14 protein-coding genes and 1 pseudogene are annotated in these 19083 nt (G+C 67.7%); 9 read left to right on the top strand and 6 right to left on the bottom strand.

The genetic code is table 11. The features are described 5' to 3' along the window. The first annotated feature begins 93 nt into the window (after positions 1-93). Positions 94-318, top strand: coding sequence for a hypothetical protein (locus tag ACX9NE_RS01980; protein ID WP_459363074.1), 225 nt, complete (start codon positions 94-96; stop codon positions 316-318). Between the two features lie 73 nt (positions 319-391). On the opposite strand, the gene ACX9NE_RS01975 is transcribed toward ACX9NE_RS01980, so the two are convergent. Both ACX9NE_RS01975 and ACX9NE_RS01970 read right to left on the bottom strand, forming a co-directional pair. Then, a complete protein-coding gene (locus ACX9NE_RS01975) occupies positions 392-1126 on the bottom strand; it encodes a DUF899 domain-containing protein (RefSeq protein ID WP_459363073.1) in 735 nt (244 codons plus the stop codon). 26 nt (positions 1127-1152) lie between these two features. After that, a complete protein-coding gene (locus ACX9NE_RS01970) occupies positions 1153-1896 on the bottom strand; it encodes an SDR family oxidoreductase (RefSeq protein ID WP_459363072.1) in 744 nt (247 codons plus the stop codon). 118 nt (positions 1897-2014) lie between these two features. Between ACX9NE_RS01970 and ACX9NE_RS01965 the strand changes: the two genes are divergently transcribed. From ACX9NE_RS01965 to ACX9NE_RS01955, 3 genes are all read left to right on the top strand, one after another. After that, complete coding sequence (locus tag ACX9NE_RS01965) at positions 2015-2944, top strand: RNA polymerase subunit sigma-70 (protein ID WP_459363071.1); 930 nt, start codon at positions 2015-2017, stop codon at positions 2942-2944. An 84-nt stretch (positions 2945-3028) separates the two neighbouring features. Continuing rightward, the gene (locus ACX9NE_RS01960; protein ID WP_459363070.1) at positions 3029-7864 is read left to right on the top strand and encodes a cation-translocating P-type ATPase; all 4836 of its coding nucleotides are present in this window, start codon (positions 3029-3031) and stop codon (positions 7862-7864) included. Between the two features lie 9 nt (positions 7865-7873). Then, complete coding sequence (locus ACX9NE_RS01955) at positions 7874-9247, top strand: HNH endonuclease signature motif containing protein (RefSeq protein ID WP_459363069.1); 1374 nt, start codon at positions 7874-7876, stop codon at positions 9245-9247. 14 nt (positions 9248-9261) lie between these two features. Here the strand turns inward: ACX9NE_RS01955 and ACX9NE_RS01950 are convergent, their stop codons facing one another. The 3 genes from ACX9NE_RS01950 to ACX9NE_RS01940 all read right to left on the bottom strand — a co-directional run bounded on the left by ACX9NE_RS01950 (position 9262) and on the right by ACX9NE_RS01940 (position 12457). After that, a complete protein-coding gene (locus ACX9NE_RS01950) occupies positions 9262-10800 on the bottom strand; it encodes an AMP-binding protein (RefSeq protein WP_459363083.1) in 1539 nt (512 codons plus the stop codon). Positions 10801-10820: 20 nt separating this feature from the next. Continuing rightward, entirely contained in the window at positions 10821-11708 is an 888-nt protein-coding gene (locus ACX9NE_RS01945) for an SDR family NAD(P)-dependent oxidoreductase (protein ID WP_459363068.1), read from the bottom strand. Between the two features lie 125 nt (positions 11709-11833). Continuing rightward, entirely contained in the window at positions 11834-12457 is a 624-nt protein-coding gene (locus ACX9NE_RS01940; RefSeq protein ID WP_459363067.1) for a helix-turn-helix domain-containing protein, read from the bottom strand. 133 nt (positions 12458-12590) lie between these two features. Here ACX9NE_RS01940 and ACX9NE_RS01935 point away from each other — a divergent pair, with 133 nt between their 5' ends. Beyond that, positions 12591-13010: a cupin domain-containing protein gene (locus ACX9NE_RS01935; protein ID WP_459363066.1), complete on the top strand. Its 420-nt coding sequence runs from the start codon at positions 12591-12593 to the stop codon at positions 13008-13010. Positions 13011-13024: 14 nt separating this feature from the next. On the opposite strand, the gene ACX9NE_RS01930 is transcribed toward ACX9NE_RS01935, so the two are convergent. Beyond that, on the bottom strand, positions 13025-13945 hold the full coding sequence (locus ACX9NE_RS01930; RefSeq protein ID WP_459363065.1) for an oxygenase MpaB family protein: 921 nt from the start codon (positions 13943-13945) through the stop codon (positions 13025-13027). A 111-nt stretch (positions 13946-14056) separates the two neighbouring features. Here ACX9NE_RS01930 and ACX9NE_RS01925 point away from each other — a divergent pair, with 111 nt between their 5' ends. The 4 genes and pseudogenes from ACX9NE_RS01925 to ACX9NE_RS01910 all read left to right on the top strand — a co-directional run bounded on the left by ACX9NE_RS01925 (position 14057) and on the right by ACX9NE_RS01910 (position 19079). Then, positions 14057-14638, top strand: coding sequence for a TetR/AcrR family transcriptional regulator (locus tag ACX9NE_RS01925; protein ID WP_459363064.1), 582 nt, complete (start codon positions 14057-14059; stop codon positions 14636-14638). A gap of 339 nt (positions 14639-14977) precedes the next feature. Then, positions 14978-15283: pseudogene (locus ACX9NE_RS01920) on the top strand (thiamine pyrophosphate-requiring protein); the annotation flags it as partial. A 91-nt stretch (positions 15284-15374) separates the two neighbouring features. Next, entirely contained in the window at positions 15375-16751 is a 1377-nt protein-coding gene (locus tag ACX9NE_RS01915) for an adenylate/guanylate cyclase domain-containing protein (RefSeq protein ID WP_459363063.1), read from the top strand. Between the two features lie 51 nt (positions 16752-16802). Next, positions 16803-19079 carry a heavy metal translocating P-type ATPase gene (locus ACX9NE_RS01910; protein ID WP_459363062.1) on the top strand — a complete coding sequence of 759 codons (2277 nt, stop codon included), beginning with the start codon at positions 16803-16805 and terminating at the stop codon, positions 19077-19079. Positions 19080-19083: the final 4 nt, after the last annotated feature.

Raw genomic sequence — 19083 nt, 5'->3', positions numbered from 1 at the left:
CCCGCTACCACCGGAAGTGCACCTCGAGCCGGACGGCCCGCCAGGTTCCTGAGACTATTTCCTCGCCTGCCGAGTTGACCTACTGTGGCTAACGTGGAGTCACACGGAACCCCCGAATTGGTGCCCGTCGAGAGTTTGCATTCAGGTGACCCGATCACCGACGGCGGCCAGCGGTACATCGTTCTCGAATCCAAAGCGGTCGGCGACGGCTGCGTAGTCCTCGAGCTGGAGTCCAGGGTGGACCACCATCTCCAGGTCATCGAGAAGTCGTTCCCGGCCGGGTACCACGTCGGCAGGGCAAACCACCGATATTTGTAGGGCGGTTTTCCCGAGTCCCTATCGCTGCGCGTGGCCGTTCACCGGCCACCGCGGCATTCCCCTATACATCAATTCAACTCCGCGGTGGCCGTTGATCATTGGGGTCATCGGGATCGGGATCTCCGAACCACCGTGACGGCACGTGCTCGGCGTACGAGTCGTGCCAGGACCACCACTCGTACGGCTTGGTCTGCGGGTAGCCCTCCGGTGAGTCCTCCCAATCCTCCTGGCGCCCAAGCGCCGTCATGTCGAGGATGCTCCAGGTGTTGCCCAGCACCTCATCGCCGCGGTTGTTGACAAAGTAGGTGCGGTACACGCGTGACCCGTCCTGGATGAACGCGTTGGTGCCGTGCCATTCGTGCACCCCGAAGTCCACGTCGAACCCGTCGGTCAGCGTGTACCACGGCATCTGCCACCCCATCCGCTGCTTCAGGCGTTCGATGTCGGCCTGTGGCGCCCGTGAGGCGAAAGCCAGGGCGGTGTCACGCGCGTTCACGTGCGCAAGGTGGCCGATGTGATCGGCGACCATCGAGCAGCCCGGGCACCCGTGATCGGGCCAGCCGTGCACACCCGGCTCGAAGAACGCGCGGTACAGAACCAGCTGGCGGCGGCCCGTAAAAAGGTCCGGCAGGCTCATCGGCCCGTCCGGACCTTCGAACACATAGTCCTTCTCCACGGCAAGCCACGGCATCCGGCGCCGCTGGGCGGCCAGCGCATCCCGCGCGCGCGTCAGTTCCTTCTCCTTCGCCAGCAACCGCTGATGCGCGTCGGCCCAGTCGTCGGCGGACACGATCGGAGGTGTCTTCACGGCGATCTCCCTTCTCGCGTGCCTTTTCATGCCACCGGTGACAGCCCGGCGGAAGTCAACAGATAGGCGCCGCTGTCCCGACGTTCGACCATGCCCCGTACCGCAAGCCCGACCTGCTCTGGAGTGAGCACCGCCCCGGCAGCCGCCACGAACGCATCGACATCCATACCCTGCCGGGCGGCGTAGGCGGCAACGGCCTTGGCCCCCAGGTCGGTCGCGGGAGTCAGCCGCGGCAGCACCGAGGCGAAGCTGATGCCCAACCGCGCTCGCTGCGCTTCCTCGGCGGCGTAGCCGGTGATGAACTTGACGGTGGCCTTGGCGCCCGCGTACCCGCCGCTGAGCGGCGACCCGTTGACCGCCGCGCCGCTCGACAGGCTGATCACGGTGCTGCCGGGCGCCAACGGCCGTCGCAACGCGTAGCGGATCCAGTGGAATGTCTGCGCCACGTCGACATTCCAGTTCTCCACGAAAGTCGCCCAGGTCTGCTCCATCAGCGGCCCCATCCGCGGCGCGAGCCCGGCGGCCAGCACGATGGTCCGCGGACGGTGGTGGTCGATCAGCCGGGCAGCCGTCTCGGCGTCCGCGGCGTCCGCGGCCAATGCGGTGAAGCCGTCACCGAGCTCGTCGCGCACCTCCCGCAGACGGGCGTGGGTTCGTGCCACGCCGACGACATGCGCACCGGCTTCAATGAGCGCGGCTGCGATGGCCCGGCCGAATCCGCGGCTGGCTCCGGTGACGATCGCCGTCGTACCGGCAATTGAGTGATTCACGGTGATGGGTCCCTTTCGGTGTGATGGAACTTCACCAATGCAGATACGCCGCGCGCCCACGATTCATCGCGGTCCAGGCCGGCGATGATTTTCCGGCCGCGCAGGTATCTATTAGGACATGTCGGAGCAGTCGGAGTTTATCGAGCGGGCAGCGCCGTTCCGGGCCGAGTTGATCGCGCACTGCTATCGGATGCTGGGTTCGGTGCACGACGCCGAGGACCTGGTCCAGGAGACCTACCTGCGCGGCTGGCGCGGTTATCCGGCGCTCAGGGAACGCGCGGCGCTGCGTACCTGGCTGTACCGGATTGCGACGACCGCATGCCTGCGGGCACTGGAGAACCGCGCGCGCCGGGCGCTTCCGGCCGACGACCCGATCGGTGACAGCGAGTGGTTGGAGCCCATCCCGGACGCCTACCTGTTCCAGACCCCGGAGGACGCCCTCACCCTGCGCCAGAGTGTCCGGCTTGCGGTGATGACCGCCTTGCAGGAGCTGCCGGCGCGACAGCGGGCAGTGCTGATCCTGCGCGACGTCGTCCAGTTCAGCGCCGCGGAAGTGGCCGAGCTGCTGGAGACGACGCCCGCGGCGGTCAACAGTTCCCTGCAACGTGCCCGCGGCCGGCTTGCCGAGATCGCACCGGACGAAGACGATGTCACCGAGCCCGACGACGCACAGCTCCGCGATCTGGTCGACCGCTACTGCGCGGCCTTCGAGAACGCCGACGTCGCCAAGCTGACCTCGGTGCTGCATGACGACATCAGGCTAGAGATGCCGCCGATGCCGGAGTGGTTCACCGGGCGTGCAGACGTGTTGCGCTTCCTGACCGACCGCGCCTTCGCCGCGCCCGGCGGCGTGGTGATGATCCCGACGCGCGCCAACGCGCAACCCGCGGTCGCGGAATATCGGCGCACCGACGATAACATCATGGCAGCCCATTCCATCCAGGTCCTCACCTGCCGTTCCCGGGCCGGGACACCCGGGATCGTAGCGATGACCGTCTTCCTCGATCCGACCCTGTTCGCCACGTTTGGGTTGCCGCTCACCCGGTAACCCAGCCGCATTCCGCGGGCCGTGTGGACAGGTCATCGAGGCCCCGGGAGGATTGGCGCGGTAGACGCAATCGAAGGGTGATGGATGAAGATACCGGGTGTGGCCGACCTTGTCGGCACTCTCACCGGTGGAGCTGTTCAGGCGTTGCAGGCCGGGGTCAACAGCGCGGCCGGTGCCGTGGGAGCTGTGCAGACCCTGACCAGCCCGGTGACGGACCTGGTCGGGCCCGTGGTGCAGACGGTGGCGCACAACACCGGCCGGGCGATCGGGCTGGGTTCGCTCAACGGCGCACCCGACACCGTCACTCCCCCGGTGCGATGGCAGAGCGGGCGACGTGTGCACCTGGACCTCGATCCGCTACTGCCGTTCCCACGCTGGCACGAGTACGCCCCGGTGATCGAGGAGCCGGTTCGCCGCATTGCCGGGGTAGAGAAGGCACACGTCGAAGGCGCGCTGGGCCGACTGGTCATCGAGATCGCCGAGGACGCCGACGCCGACGACGTCCTCGATCAGGTGCGCGGCACGGCGGCGGCGGTGGCGGCCGACCTCACCGCCACCGAGAGTGGCCCCACACCCCAGGCCGCACCGTTCGCGGACCCTGGCAATCCGTTGGCGATTCTGGTGCCGCTGACGGCCGCGGCGATGGATGCCGTCGCGGCCGGCGCGGCCGTCACTGGCTGGTTCACCCGGTTGCCCATGGCACCCCGCAGTGCGCGGGCCGCCGCCGCGCTGATGAACTATCAACCTCGGGTGGTGGCCGTCCTGGAGTCCAAGCTCGGCCGCGTCGGCACCGACATCGCGCTCAGCGGTTCGACGGCGCTGGCATACGGATTGAGCCAGTCGGTCGGCACTCCCCTGCTGAATCTTGCGCAACGTGGGCTGCAACTTTCCGAGGCCACGGCGCACCGGCAGCGGTGGCGGGAACGGGAACCCGAACTCGCCTCTCCAACCCGGCCGCAGGCTCCGGTGGTGCCGATCCTCTCGTCGGCCGCAGACGAGCACACGCCCCGGCACAACTGGGCCGCCGCCGCCGCGGGCGAAGCGTCGCACGTCGTGGTGGACGGTGCCATCGACGCCGCGATCGACACCGGCAAGGGCTCCATGAAGGGCCCCATCGAGAACTACGTGGACCAGGCCGCGAGCGGTTCGGTGGTCGCGGCGGCCGGCGCACTGTTCGCCGGCGGAGGTGCCGCCGCGGCGGCCGAGGCGATCCTGGCCGGAGTTCCCAAGGCCGCGCACGTGGGTCGTGAGGCGTTCGCCACGACACTCGGTCGCGGCCTGGCCAACGCCGGGCTGCTGCTGCTCGATCCGGGTGCGCTGCGTCGGCTGGACCGGGTGCAGGTGGTGGTCATCGACGGCGCCGCGCTGCGCGGCGACCACCGTGCGGTGCTTCGCGCCCGGGGCGACGAGCCCGGCTGGGACGACGACCGTGTCTACGAGGTCGCCGACGCGTTGCTGCACGGCGAGGAGGCGCCCGAGCCCGACCCCGACGAATTGCCGGCCATCGGTGCACGGCTGAAATGGATTCGCTCGCAGGGCCCCTCGGCGACGCCTGCGCAAGGTCTCGAACACGCTGAGCTGATCAACGACGGCGACCGGGTGGGCAGCGTGGACGTCGGGTGGGAAGTCGATCCCTTCGCGATCCCGCTGCTGCAGACCGCACACCGCACCGGCGCCCGGGTGGTGCTGCGCCACGTAGCCGGAACCGAAGACCTGTCCGCCAGCGTCGGCTCCACGCATCCACCCGGAACGCCGCTGCTGAAGCTGGTCCGCGATCTACGGGTGGACCGCGGACCGGTACTGCTGATCACCGCCCTGCACCGCGATTTCGCGTCCACCGACACGCTGGCTGCGCTGGCCATCGCCGACATCGGGGTCGCCCTGGATGACCCGCGCGCGGCCACGCCCTGGACCGCCGACATCATCACCGGAACCGACTTGGCCGCCGCGGTGCGGATCCTGTCCGCGCTGCCGGTAGCACGTGCCGCGAGCGAATCCGCGGTCCACCTGGCCCAGGGCGGCACCACACTGGCCGGGCTGCTGCTGGTTACCGGGGAAGACGGCAGAACCAGCAATCCGGCGTCCTTCCGGCGCTGGCTCAACCCGGTTAATGCCGCCGCCGTGACAGCGTTACTGTCCGGGTCCCTGTCGGCCGCGCGGGTGTTGCGGATGCCGGATCCGACACCGCAACCGCTGACCGCCTGGCACGCCCTGGACCCCGAGATCGTGTACTCCCGACTCGCCGGCGGCTCCCGCCCGCTGGCGGTCGAACCCGGCACACCGACCTGGCGCCGACGACTGGACGACCTGTCCTACGAACCGGTCGTCGCTCCGCTGCGGGGCCCCGCTCAGGTGCTGGGCCGGCTCACCGCGGCCACCCGCGTGGAACTGCGCGATCCGCTGACCCCGATCCTGGCGGTGGGTGCGGCCGCCTCGGCGATCGTGGGCAGCAACGTCGACGCGCTGCTGGTCGCCGGTGTGATGGCGGTCAACGCGATCACCGGGGGTGTGCAACGGCTGCGGGCCGAGGCGGCGGCGGCGGAACTGTTCGCCGAACAGGACCAGCTGGTGCGTCGCGTCGTGGTGCCGGCCGTAGCGACCACCCGACGCCGGCTCGAGGCCGCTCAGCACGCCACCCGCACCGCGACCGTGTCGGCCAAGAAACTACGGCCCGGCGACGTCATCGATCTGGCCGCCCCCGAGGTGGTACCGGCCGACGCCCGCATCCTGGTCGCCGATGATCTCGAGGTCGACGAATCCTTTCTCACCGGCGAGTCACTGCCGGTGGACAAGCAGGTGGATCCCGTCGCCGTCCACGACCCGGAGCGGGCCAGCATGCTGTTCGAGGGCAGCACGATCGTCGCGGGCCGGGCACGCGCGATCGTCGTCGCCACCGGAGTCGGCACGGCCGCTCAGCGCGCCATCTCGGCGGTCGCCAACGTCGAGACGTCGGCGGGCGTGCAGGCGCGGTTGCGCGAGCTCACCAGCAAGGTGTTACCGCTCACCCTGGCCGGCGGCGCCACCGTGACCGGCTTGGCGTTGCTGCGTCGTTCGTCTCTGCGGCAGGCGGTCGCCGACGGTGTCGCCATCGCGGTCGCGGCGGTCCCCGAAGGGCTGCCGCTGGTGGCCACCCTGTCCCAGCTCGCGGCGGCACAGCGCCTCACGACTCGCGGTGTGCTGGTGCGATCGCCACGGGCCATCGAGGCGCTCGGGCGGGTCGACACCGTGTGTTTCGACAAGACCGGCACTCTCACCGAGAACCGGCTGCGCGTTGTGCGTGCGGTGCCCAAGGGCATCGGTCCCGAAGGACCGTTTCCGGAGTCCGACGACCCGCAGTCCATCGCGGTGTTGCGGGCCGCCGCTCGTGCCTCAACACAGCCGCATGACGGCGAAGGCCACGCGCACGCTACCGACGAGGCGATCATCACCGCCGCCAGTTCGATTGACGCCGAGGGTGATTCGCCCTGGACAGTCCTTGCCGAGGTGCCCTTTGAATCGAGCCGCGGCTACGCCGCCTCCATCGGTGCGGAGCTCAGCGATACGACGCCCGTGTTGATGCTGAAGGGCGCGCCGGAGACAATCCTGCCGCGCTGCCGATCCGTCGATCCCGAGGCCGAGTCGCTGGTGCACAACCTCGCCGCACAAGGTTTGCGGGTGCTTGCCGTCGCGCAGCGCCCGTGGGAACTGGGCACCGCCGACGGCGACACCGATTCCGACGCTGTCGACGCCGCCGCGCACGATCTGGAACTGATCGGCTATGTCGGATTGGCCGACACCGCCCGGGCGTCGGCGCGGCCGCTGATCGAAGCGCTGGTGGAAGCCGAGCGCAACGTGGTGCTGATCACCGGTGACCATCCCATCACCGCACGCGCGATCGCCCGGCAGCTGGGCCTGCCCGCCGACGTCCGGGTGGTGACCGGGGCCGAGTTCGCCGGCTTCGACGAGGAAGGGCACGCCAAGCTCGCCGCGGACGTGCAGGTCTTCGCTCGCGTCAGCCCGGAGCAAAAAGTGCAGATCGTCGCTGCGCTGCAGCGCAGCGGGCGAGTGACCGCCATGGTGGGCGACGGCGCCAACGACGCCGCCGCGATCCGGATGGCCGACGTCGGCATCGGGGTCAGCGGTCGCGGGTCCTCGGCCGCCCGAGGTGCGGCCGATATCGTGCTGACCGATGACGACCTGGGCGTGCTGATCGACGCGCTGGTCGAGGGCCGCAACATGTGGGCCGGGGTACGTGACGCCGTCACGATCCTGGTGGGCGGCAACGTCGGCGAGGTCTTGTTCACCATCCTGGGCACCGCGTTCGGCCAGGGGCGGGCACCGGTGGGGACGCGCCAGCTGTTGCTGGTCAACCTGCTGACCGACATGTTCCCCGCGCTGGCCGTCGCGGTCACCTCTCAATACGACGACCCCGAGGACGACGAGGGCCTCACCGACGACCAGATCGAGGAAGCGCGCCGGCGGTTGCAGCGCGAGCTGCTGACCCAGCCGGCCCCGTCGCTGGACGAGCCGCTGATGCGGCAGATCGTCAATCGCGGGGTCATCACCGCCGCGGGGGCCACCGCAGCGTGGGCCATCGGACGCTGGACACCGGGCAGCGAACGGCGAACGGCCACAATGGGTTTGACTGCGCTGGTGACGACTCAGCTGACGCAGACGCTCCTTACCCGCAGCCACAGCCCCCTGGTGGTGGCCACCGCGCTGGGCAGCGCGGGTGTCCTGGTCGGCATCATTCAGACACCGGTCCTCAGCCAGTTCTTCGGCTGCACGCCGCTGGGACCGGTGGCCTGGACTGGCGTGATCGGTGCCACCGCGGGAACGACCGCTGTCTCGTTCCTGGCGCCCCAGTGGTTGAACAAGGCGGTCAGTGCGGTGCAGCCTGCGCCGCAATCGGAGGACTCGGATGTCAGTGCCCCTCACTAGAATTGGGGTATGAGTTGCAGCACGCGTGCCGACTGGGTGGAAGCGTTGGACGCGCTTCGCGAGTCGGTGTCACGTCTGTTGGAACTCACCGCTGATGCGTTGACCAGCCACGAGTTGATGGCGACGCTGGGCGAACTGGAAGTGGAGTGCCGACGTATCCCGGTCGCTGGCCATGTGCTGATCAATCAGCTTGCGACACAGGCAAGTCCGGCAGAGCTAGGCGGCACTCTGGGTCAGGCGCTGGCCGATCGGCTGCGGATCGTCAAGGGCGATGCGGACCGCCGCATCGCCGACGCCGCCGACCTCGGGCCACGGCGCGCGCTGACCGGCGAACCGTTGGCGCCGCTGCTGCCGGCTACCGCTGCCGCGCAGCGCCAGGGTCTCGTCGGGGAGGGACACATCAAGTTGATCAGCAAATTCTTCAAGAAGCTACCCAGCGCCGTTGATGGGACCACCCGGGAGAAGGCTGAAGGCGACCTGGCCGGCAAAGCGGCCGCCGGATACCGTCCCGATGAATTGGCCCATTACGCAAAGCTTCTCAAGAACTACCTCATGCCTGACGGCGACTTCGCTGACGAGCAGCGCGCCCGCGCGCGCGGCATCACCTTCGGTGCTCAACAGCCTGACGGGATGTCGGAGATCCGCGGGCTGATCACCGCCGAGTTCCGCGCCACCCTCGAGCCCGTGGTGGCCAAACTGGGCGCCCCCGGCATGTGCAACCCCGACGACGAGCAACCCGTCACCGAGGGCAAAGCGCCCTTGGACGCGGTCGACCGCGACACCCGCAACCAGGCCCAACGCAACCACGACGCCATCGCGGCCGGACTGCGAAAGCTTCTGGAATCCAAGGCATTAGGTAGGCACCACGGGTTGCCCACCGCCATCATCGTCACTACCACCCTGGCCGAGCTGGAAGCCGGCGCCGGGCGCGGGCTGACCGCCGGGGGCACCCTATTGCCCATGTCCGACGTCATCCGCCTGGCCTCCCCGGCGCACCACTATTTGGCGATCTTCGACAAAGACAAGACCCTGGCCCTCTACCACGGCAAGCGCCTGGCCTCCCCCGAACAACGACTTGCCCTGCTGGCCAGGGACGGTGGCTGCACCCGGCCAGGGTGCACCGTGCCCGGCTACTGGACCCAGGTCCATCATCTCGAAGGCTGGTTCAACACCCGACGCACCCACATCGGCGAACTGACCTTGGCCTGCGGCCCGGACAACAGAATGGTGGAACTCCGCAAGTACATCACCCGGCGAAACGCCAACGGCCACACCGAATGGATAGCACCGAAACACCTGGACTGCGGCCGGCCCCGAACCAACTGCATGCACCGCCCGGGAAGACTCTTGGAATCCGATGATGATGACAGCGAACCCGATTGACGGCAGCGGGGCTCCTAATGGGACAGCTCGCGGCGCACCACCTTGCCGGCCGGATTGCGCGGGATGCTTTCGACGATGTTGATGTCCCGCGGCTGCTCAAAACGGGAAACCTTGCCCCTCAAGTATTCTCGAAGCGCAGACTCGTCAGCGGCACTGTCTTCCCGCAGCACGACGAAGGCGGCCAGTCGCTTGCCGAACTGCTCATCGGCGACGCCGACGACCGCAGTCTCGGCCACATCGGGGTGTCCGGACAGCGCATTCTCCAGCGCGCGTGGGTATACGTTCTCCCCGCCCGAGACGATCATGTCGTCTTCGCGGCCGACGATGTACAGACGGCCGTCCTCGTCGAGGTAACCCATGTCGCCGGTGCTGCTCATCCCGTCGATGACGGCCTTGCCGCCGCCACCGGTGTAGCCGTCGGATGCCAGCCCGCCACCGACGAAGATACGGCCGGTCACCCGCGGCCCGACGGGACGGCCGTTGCGGTTGTAGATGCGCACCGGGCATCCCGCGACCGGCCTGCCCACCGTCTCCGGAAAGCGACGCAACTCCTGCGGTGTCGCCAAAGATCCGATGCCGACCTCGGTGGAGCCGTACAGGTTGTAGAGGACGTCACCGTAGGCGTCCATGAACCGGCGCGCCAGTCCGGGGTCCAGCCGGTCGCCGCTGGAGATGACAACCCGCAAGCACGACAGTGGGTTTCGCGCCCGTACCCGTTGCGGCAGATCCAGCATGCGCGCCAACATGATCGGCACCGCGCTCATCGCCTCGGCGCGGTGCAATGACGCCTGGGCCAGCGCAGCTTCGGCGTCGAAGCGGCGGCGGGTGAGCACCGTGCCGCCCAGGGCGATAGCCATCATCAGAATGCCGAATCCGAGCCCGTGAAACATCGGTGCAGCCAAGGAGATTCGCGAGCCGACCCGCAGGCCGGTACGCGCCAGAATTGTCATGCTGACGCCCACCCCCGAACTGAGATGGGGCGTTCGTGGAACTCCCTTGGGGATGCCGGTGGTACCCGAGGTCAGCAACACCATTCGACCCGACGGGGCCACTTTGGGCCGCGGAACATCCAGTCGCGGTTCGACGGTGGCCGGATCGATGATCTGGATGGGCTCGTTGGTCGCCGCAATCTGCGCGGTGAACTCGTCGTCACAAAACATCGCCCGGATCTGATGTGCACCAAGGGCGCCCGCGAGCGCGTCGGAGCGGAATTCGGTGTTCACCAATACCACGTCGGCACCGATCAACGCCGTGGCGAATACCGCGGTGACGAAGTTGCGCCCGTTGCGGCACATCACACCGACCGGTTGGCCCGCCCGTACACCAAGGTCGAGGAGTTCCACCGCCATTGATTCAGTCATCGACTGCAGCTCGTGGTAACTGAGCGCGCCATCCTCGTCAATGATCGCTGTGCGCTGCGGCCAGCGCGCCGCCGAGACCGCCAAGAGCGTGCAGAGATTCGTGCCACCCCGGCATATTTCGCTAGCCAGCCGCAAAGCCGTGGTGGGACCCGGTGGACCCAACAGACCCGACGACAGCAACGCGCGCGCCATCGTCCCGGCCACGCTGTCCGTCACTGCCGAACTTCCTTGGCGGATTCGGCGATGAACCGGCTGTACCAGAGCCGGGCGGCGCGTTCGGCCGGCCCGGCCAGCAGGACCGAGGCGATCTCGGCCGGCCACACCCAGGGCGGTTCGTTGGTGCGGGGCCGCTCGATGATGACTTTCGCCACGGCGTCGGCGGCCTCGTCTGGGGTCAGGCCCGGGAGCCGGCCGAGCAGCGGCGTCGGTTCGATCATCCGCGTGCGGACCAGCGCGAAGTACACCGTCGAGACGTCGATGCCGTCTGCATGCAGTTCCGGCGCCACGCTGCGCAGCCAGCGGTCGAAGGCCCCCTTGGACGCTTGGTAGGCGCCCCACTGCGGTCCCGGTACCACCCGCACGCCGACGCTGGACACGTTGACCAGGTGCCCCCTTGCGTTCTCGCGCATCGCCGGAAGCAACCCGAGCAACAACCAGATCGGTCCCAGATAGTTGATGTCGATGGTGCGCTGGAAGTCGTGCGGGCGGTCGTACTGCTCGTGCAGTGACCGGCGTAACGACTTTCCGGCGTTGCTCACGATGATGTCGAGCGGGCCGTGGTCCTCGTTGATGTGTTTTGTCAGCTCACTGACTGCGGCCTCGTCGCTGAGGTCGGTCGGATAGACGACGGCCCGGCCCCCGCCGGTGTTGATCGAGGCCGCGATGTCCTCCAGGCGGTCGGCGGAACGGGCCACGATCAAGACGGTCGCTCCGGCAGCGGCCAGCTTGCGTGCGGTTGCCTCGCCAATGCCGTAGGACGCGCCTGTGACCAGTACCGTCTTGCCGGAGACGGCGTCGCGCAACTTGTCGGGATCGGATTCCCGCGCCGGGTTCGCCAACCTGCCGGCAACCGAATCCATCGCCTGCAAGACAAGATTCATCGGCTGTGTCCCTCGATCGCTTTCGACCATCTTCAACCATCGAAACATAGTTATGACCCATGGTCACAATGGCACCTGAAGATCCGGCGTGCACGGGTTTCGCCTTCATCCGACGTGTGACCCGGTCAGGAGCCTCGTTGCACCACCACGGACAGCACGCGGACGATCCGGTCGGTGGGGTTGCGGTAGTGGTGCGGGGTCGCGGGGTCGAACGCCAGTGCGTCCCCCTGTCGCAGCCGCAGCGTTTCGAATCCGACGACGGCCTCCAATTCCCCCTCGAGAACGTAGAGGTACTCACGACCGTCGTGCCGAATGGCCCGCCCCGTCTCCGACGACCGCCCCCCGGGTTCATACACCACCTCGAGGAAATCGGCCATGTTGTCCTGGGTAGGCGTCAGACGCTCCCACCGCACGCCGGTGGACAGTTCGATCGTGGCCCTGTCGTTGGCCCTCTGCAGGATGCCAGTCGTGTCGCCGCCATGGGAACGAGCATGGGAGGCGGTGGCGCCCTCGCCGGTGCTGAACAGATAGTCGAGTGAGACGCCGAGTTCGTTGGCCAGTGCGTAGACCACCCCGGCAGACGGTGCGGTTACGCCTCGCTCGACCTGCGAAACCAGACTCGCCGAGCAACCCGCCCGTCGGGCCAGTTCACGCACGGACAGCCCCCGATCGACCCGAACCCGACGCAACCGCCCGCCGAGGGCGCCGGGAGCCGGACCGGCCGCACGGCCCTGCGTCGAGTTCGTCACCGTCATCCTCCGCGTGTACAGTACTGCATACAGCTATCCACCCAATGTACAGCTGATCTGGATATACCGCGGCATGTCCTCGTAGAGTGTGCAGGATTATGTACAGTAACGCCAGATTCGAAAGGAGGCCGCCGTGGCCACCGTTCAGATATTGACCTTCGACGACGTACCCACTGAAGTCTTCACCCGCTGGGATATCACCGGGCACCAGGTAAACCAGCATCTGCTGAGCAATGCGCTGACCGGGACACCACAGATCGTGGCCGACCTGCTGACGTTCCCGCCTGGATTCACCCACCACATGCACCGGCATCCCTGTGCCGACATGGTCTTCGTACCACTGCGCGGTGGCGTGCAGTTTGTCGGCGAATCGGGCCGGCCGGTGGACATCACGCCGGGCCAGGTGCTCGTTGTGCCGCGGCAGGAGTGGCATGAGTTCCGCAACGTGGGAAGCGAGCACACCCGGGTGCTGCACATCTTCAGTGGCGTCGGGTCGGTCGATGAGATCGGCTATGAGCCCCACCCGCGGCAGTTCACCTTCAGCGGGAACTGATCGCGCCGCGCTGTCTACGCCGCCGGGTGGTTGTGCAGCCGGCGCGGGTCGACGCCCGCACGCTCCCACCCATCGGCCGCCCAGGAGGCGTAGACCATGCGCAGCGGCAACCGGTTGATCAGCGGATTCAGGGCCCGCATCGCAGCGGCGAACCGCGCAAACCGCCTCTCCTTCTTCTCATCCCAGGCCAGATTGCACACCTCGCGCATCTGCGGCGGACAGGTCCCCACGATGATCAGGCGGGCGTAGGCGTTCAGCGGCGCGGACAAAAGCTGCCACATCCGACGGGGAATCCTGCGTGGGGCCGGCAGGCCCTTACGGATGTAGCCGGTGCCGTACAGCACCGTCTTATGCGGCACGAAACGGGCGAGCATGCCGTCCCAATATTCGACGAATTCATCGTAGGTTTGCGGCTGGCCCCTATCGCTGACGCCGTAAAGCCGGTACCAGACTTTGCTTTCGGCGAAGATCTGCTCCTTCTCTGCCTGCGTCAGCCGCCGGATGAAGGTATCGGCGTTGTAGAGGACCTGGTCGACGAAGGTCGCGTGCGCCCAGTAGAACAACTCCGGGTTCAACGCGTGATAGCGGGAGCCGTCGCTGACCGTGCCTTTGATCGGCTTGTGGAAGTCCCGCACGGTACGGCCCCACGTGTGCGGGTCGTCGGCGTAGACGGTTTTCATCAAGGGCGGCGCCGTCCGCTTCGCCCGGCCCAGCGTGTCGCTGAACACCACCGAATGATCGAGCACGCCCTGACCGAGCTGTTCGATGCAGTTCTCGGTGCCGGCGACGCGCTGGAATCCGAACAGCTGGGTCCGGTAGTCGCCGTAGAACTTCCAGATCAGCGAATCGGGGCCCAGTACCGGGGCTGTGTCGTCGATGCCGTCAATGACGATGGGAGTCGCCTCCCGGACGCCGGTGTCGAAGCTCGCCGTCATCACCACCCTCCCCGACCGTGAATCGAAGACACAAAACCATACTTTTGTGTCACGATAGCAGCCGAAGCGTTGCGGCGCCGCGGCGGCGATACCCGGCGAGAGGGGTGCATGGTGACGAGGGTTCGGGCGACCAGCACCGCGACCGTCGAAGAACTCATCCTGGACACCGCTCGCTCGGTCTTCGAGACCTACGGGGTGCGCCGATCCAACATCGAAGATGTCGCCACCCGGGCCGGGGTCAGCCGTAGCACCATCTATCGGCGCTTCTCTTCCAAGGACGAGCTGTTCGAGGCGGTCGTGCGGCGGGAGGCTGAATTGTTCTTCTCCACGCTGGATCAGGCCACCACCGGCCGCAGCCCGCGGGAGGCGGTCATCGAGGCGTTCACCCTCGGGGTGAGCCTGATCGGGGACTCACCGCTGTATTCGCGGATCGCCCAGAGTGAACCCGAACTGTTCGGGATGTTCTCGCGTTCCCATGTCTTCCCGATCGGCCGGTTCGCCGACGGCATCGCCCACACCCTTCGCCGTTGCGGCGCTGACATAGCCGACACCGACCTCGCCAACATCGCCGAGATTCTGCTGCGCGTCGCCGTGGGCATCATCGTCTTTCCCACCGACCGCCTCGACATCTCGGATGAAGCCGCGGTCCGCGCGTACGCCGCGCGCTACCTGGTCCCGATCATCGGCGGGTAGGTCCGCGACCTGAACGGATCCATACGACGCGCGGGGCAGGATGACGAAACCGCTTGGCGTGAAACAGTTCCAGCCATCCCGGGCGCCATTTTGCCTGCGGCACGTGGGTTGGGGGCCGGCACGTTTGGACATAGGCGGAACGGATATCGCGTCAACCACGAGCGAGACTTCCTTACAACGTTCGCCAGATGAATCGAATCGTGTTCCGGCCAGCAGGAGGGTAGTACACCATGTCTGGCACCGTTGCCGACGTGATGTTGGCCCGACTTCGAGACTGGGATGTTCAATCAGGTCTTCGGGTATCCCGGGGACGGCATTAACGGCTTGCTTGCAGCCTGGCAGCGTGCCGAGGACAAAGACTACGCCGCATTCGCACGCAGCCTCGGCCTCTATGCCGAAAACCTGGACAATGCAGATGAACTGGGACACGCCTGGGAACGCGCACTATCGGCCGACCGCCCGACAGTGCTGGATGTGCGTTGCGATCCCGTTCCGCCCATCCCACCGCACGCCACCTCCGATCAGGCCAAGTCACTGGCTCATGCGGTGCTCGGCCGTGACGAAGATGCGGCCGGGTTCATCAAACAGGGTGTCAAGCAGAAACTGCAGCAGTACCTGCCCGGTGAGAAAAAGGATCGGACCTGAACCGCAACGTGGGACCAGGCAGTACCGGTTGCGGCCGGCGCCACCGAATACCGCAAGTGAAATTGTCGGCCGGGCTTACTAGCCTGTAGTGGTGGCGCAGGTTCCGCGGACTCGCTATGCCACCTGCGGCGAGGTGGACATCGCCTATCAGGTATTCGGTGACGGCCCGATCGACCTGCTGGTGCTACCCGGGCCGTCCATTCCCATCGACACCGTAGACCTCGAGCCGTCGATGTACCGGTTCCACCGCCGCCTGGCGTCGTTTGCCCGGGTGATCCGCTACGACCAACGGGGCATCGGCCTGTCGTCGCGGGTGTCGTCGGCGGACAGCATCGGACCGAAGCTCTGGGCCAAGGACGCGATCGCCGTGATGAACGCCATCGGATGCGAGCGGGCGACGATCCTGGCTCCGGGTTTCACCTCCAAGACCGGCCTAGTGCTCGCGGCCGACTACCCCGAGCGGGTGAGCAGCCTGATCTTCATCAACGGGGCGGCGCGGACGCTGCGTGCAGACGATTATCCGATCGGCCACGAGATCGCTGACACCGACCCGTTCACGACCGTCGCCATGGAGCCGGACGCCGTCGAGCAGGGCTTCGACATCCTGAGCATCATCGCTCCGTCGGTCGCAGCCGACAACGCCTTCCGCGCGTGGTGGGACATGGCCGGCAACCGGGCCGCGTCACCCAGCATGGCCCGCGCGATCATCACCGCCGTCCGGCATTCCGACGTGCGCGACACCCTGCCGCGCATCACCGCGCCGACACTTGTCCTGCATCGTGACAACCGGAAGTTCAGCCCGATCGAGCACGGCCGCTACCTGGCGGACCGGATCGGCGGAGCGCGCCTGATCGAGTTGTCCGGCGAGGACACCCTCTACTGGGTGGGCGATGCCGCAGCGATGCTCGACGAGATCGAGGAATTCGTCACCGGGGTGCGCGGTGGCGGGGATGCCGAACGCGTGCTCACCACGATCGTGTTCACCGACATCGTCGGCTCGACACAGCGGGCCGCTGCGCTCGGCGACTACCGGTGGCGCGACCTGCTCGACAACCACGACACCATCGTCCGCCACGAGATCCAGCGGTTCGGCGGACGGGAGGTCAACACCGCCGGTGACGGTTTCGTCGCGACGTTCACCAGCCCCAGTGCCGCGCTGGCCTGCGGCGACGCGGTGATCGACGCGGTGCGCGTGCTCGGCATCGAGGTCCGGGTGGGCATCCACGCCGGTGAGGTCGAGGTGCGCGGCCCCCAGAAAAGTGACGTGGCCGGGATGGCCGTACACATCGCCGCACGCGTGGGCGCGCTGGCCGGGCCCAGCGAGGTGCTGGTGTCCTCGACCGTCCGCGACATCGTCACCGGTTCGCGGCACCGGTTCATCGGCCGCGGTGGGCGTGAACTCAAAGGCGTGCCCGGACAGTGGCAGGTGTGCGCGCTCATCCGCGAGCACGCGGCCGTCAGCTCCTGACTCCCCTTGTACGCTGGGTTCACTGTTTGGGCCGAGCAACCGAGGAGGACCGTGGCGACTCCGCTTGTGGAGGACTCCGAGCGGCAGCGTGTCCGACTCGATGTTTCCGGCATGTCGTGCGCCGCCTGCGCGAGCCGGGTTGAAACCAAACTGAACAAGATTCCCGGCGTGCGTGCCTCGGTGAATTTCGCCACCCGGGTAGCGACCATCGACAGCGTCGACATCGCCGTCGATGAACTGTGCGACGCGGTGGCTCAGGCCGGCTACCAGGCGATACCGCACAACGACTCACCGTCACCGGTATCGCGGCGCGACGACCCCGACGCCCGGCACGCCCGCAGCCTGCTGCGCCGGCTGCTGGTGGCCGCGGTGTTGTTCGTGCCGCTGGCCGATCTGTCCAGCATGATGGCGATCGTGCCCAGCGCCCGGTTCCCGGGTTGGGGTTTGGTGTTGGCGGCTCTGGCCGCACCGATCGTGACCTGGGCGGCCTGGCCTTTCCATTCGGTTGCGCTGCGCAACGCACGGCACCGGACGGCGTCGATGGAGACGCTGATCTCGGTCGGTGTCCTGGCCGCCACCGTCTGGTCGCTGGCGACGGTATTCGTCCCCAAGCAACCTCGCCGGACGCACGGGGTCTGGCAGGCGATCATGCACAGCGACGCGATCTACCTCGAGGTCGCGGCCGGCGTCACCGTCTTCGTGCTGGCCGGCCGTTACTTCGAGGCGCGCGCCAAATCCAAAGCCGGCGGAGCGCTACGCGCCCTGGCCGCGCTCGGCGCAAGGAATGTGGCGGTGCTGCTCGATGACGGCTCGGAGCTCGTCATCCCGGCCGGCGAGCTCAAGAAGCGTCAGCGCTTCGTGACCCGGCCGGGTGAGACCATCGCCGCGGACGGAGTGGTCGTCGACGGTTCCGCAGCCGTCGACACCAGCGCCATGACCGGTGAAGCCAAGCCGGTGCACGCCGTCCCGGGCGGCGCGGTGGTGGGTGGCACGGTGGTGCTCGACGGCCGGCTGATCATCGAGGCCACCGCCGTCGGAGCCGACACCCAGTTCGCCGCCATGGTCCGGCTGGTCGAGGAGGCCCAAGCCCAGAAAGCCCGCGCCCAACGCCTGGCCGACCGCATCTCGGCGGTGTTCGTCCCGGTGGTGTTCGCCATCGCCGCAATCGCAGGGGTGGTGTGGCTGATCGCCGGAGCCGATATGGAGCATGCCTTTGCGGTGACGCTGGGCGTGCTGGTGATCGCGTGTCCGTGTGCGCTCGGCCTGGCGACACCGACGGCGATGATGGTCGCCTCCGGTCGGGGTGCGCAGCTGGGGATCTTCATCAAGGGCTACCGCGCCCTGGAAACCGTGCACGGCATCGACACCGTCGTCTTCGACAAGACCGGCACCCTGACCGCCGGGCAACTGAGTGTGACCACGGTGACGACGACGGGCGGGCAGGACGCCGACGCGGTACTAGCCCTCGCCTCGGCCGTGGAGGCCGCATCCGAACACGCCGTCGCGACGGCGATCGTGGCCGCAGCGCCAGACCCGTTGCCGGTCAAGGACTTTTTCGCAGTCGCCGGCCAAGGTGTAGCGGGGGTCGTCGACGGCCGGCGAGTCGAAGTCGGCAAGCCGTCCTGGGTCACCCGCGATGCGCCGGGCGAGGACGTTCTCGACGCCGCCCGCCGTGACGGCGAGTCGCGCGGCGAGACCGTAGTTTTCATCGCGGTCGACGGCGCGGCCTGCGCGGCGGTCGCCATCGCGGACACCGTCAAGGAGTCGGCACCGGAGGCGGTGGCCGCGCTGCACCGGCGCGGGATGGCGACGATCCTGCTCACCGGCGACAACAAAGCCGCCGCTGACGCCGTCGCGGCCGGTGTCGGAATCGGGACGGTGATCGCCGAGGTGTTGCCGCAAGGCAAGGTCGAGACGATCGAGCGGTTGCGCGCCGAAGGACGGACCGTGGCGATGGTGGGTGACGGCATCAACGACGGTCCCGCATTGGCTTGTGCTGACCTGGGATTGGCGATCGGGCGCGGCACCGACGTCGCGATCGGAGCGGCCGACATCATCCTGGTGCGCGACGATCTCGGCATCGTGCCGCAGTCGCTGGACCTGGCGCGTGCGACGATGCGGACGATCCGGATGAACATGGTGTGGGCCTTCGGATACAACCTCGCGGCGATTCCCATTGCCGCCGCGGGCCTGCTCAATCCGCTGATCGCCGGCGCCGCCATGGCTTTCTCTTCCTTCTTCGTGGTGTCAAACAGCCTGCGGCTACGCAACTTTGGCCGCCGCCCCGGTCGGCCGAGTGTGAATTTGCCGACGCAACACGCCCATTGAGCGT

This window comes from Mycobacterium sp. ML4 (assembly GCF_054515735.1).
The sequence above is the reverse complement of the archived record's forward strand: the minus strand, read 5'-3'. Positions and strand labels throughout refer to the sequence as shown.